General features: G+C 52.1%; 1 protein-coding gene. It reads left to right on the forward strand.

All coding sequences use genetic code 11. From position 1 onward, the window contains the following. Positions 1–257 precede the first annotated feature (257 nt). Positions 258–1,097: serine/threonine-protein kinase (locus tag HWQ67_RS19380; RefSeq protein WP_218254338.1), on the forward strand; the 840-nt coding region annotated here is incomplete at its 3' end.

The raw sequence follows: 1,097 nt of genomic DNA on the forward strand, positions 1-1,097 counted from the left end.
TGTCAAGCGAGTCGTTACGCTGAAAAACTCCGGAGATTCGGCGGAAGCAGAGGAACAATACCTGCAAATCGACCCTGTGAGCAAAGAAATAATCGCCCTGCTGACGGCCATTGAAAAAACGATAGCATAGAAAAGAGGCCCATAAGAGATATGAGAAGGAGGCCGCGCCTCCATCCTGGAGACCGAGGGTGTAGAGCCATCGCTGTTTTGGAACAATGCTGCCTGCTAACCGTTGCAGCTCAACGGGGATGAGATAAATGGCTAAGACCGAGTGGTCGGTTGGCGACGTAATCCTAGACCTCTACGAAGTAAGAGATGTCTTCAAAAGTGGAGGCATGGGGTTGGTCTATCGCATATACCACAAGGGGTGGAGCTCGGACATGGCCATGAAGTGTCCGCGTCCGGAGTACTTTCAGACTGAGTCACAAAAGAGTAGTTTTGAGCGCGAGGCCCAGACATGGATGGACCTAGGCCTTCATCCGAACATAGTCAGCTGTTACTATGTGCGCCGCATAGAGGGGGTTCCGTGTGTCTTTGCCGAGTACCTCGAGGGCGGGAGTCTGCGCGACTGGATAAAGCAGAAGAGGCTCACGACTATGGAAGTAGTACTGGATACCGCTATCCAATTCGCCCTGGGGCTATGCTATGCGCACGAAAAGGGACTAATCCACCAGGATGTCAAACCGGCAAACGTAATGATGACATCGGACGGGATAGCCAAGGTAACAGATTTTGGACTTGCCAGGGCGCAGTCGCTTTCCGTTACAACGTCAACCTCGCCGCAGCATGGTTTGCTCATGCCGCCAGGAATAAACCGCAGAAAGAGCCACGTGTCGAGCTTCGACGGAATGACACAGGCATACTGTTCATGTGAGCAGGCCAATCGCAGCCCCCTTTCCTTAAAGACAGACATCTGGTCATGGGGTGTTTCCATTTTAGAGATATTCATAGGAGGCGTAACATGGCTAAGCGGTAATGTGGCCGCCCTCGTACTTGACGACTATCTGAGAAACCCTCAGTTTGATGTAAATATCCCTCATATGCCGCAGCCACTGGCAGCACTCCTTAAGCGTTGTTTCTCGCAAGACCCTGATGGG

This window comes from Candidatus Magnetobacterium casense, from assembly GCF_019173545.1.
In the GTDB taxonomy this organism is placed as follows: domain Bacteria; phylum Nitrospirota; class Thermodesulfovibrionia; order Thermodesulfovibrionales; family Magnetobacteriaceae; genus Magnetobacterium; species Magnetobacterium cryptolimnobacter.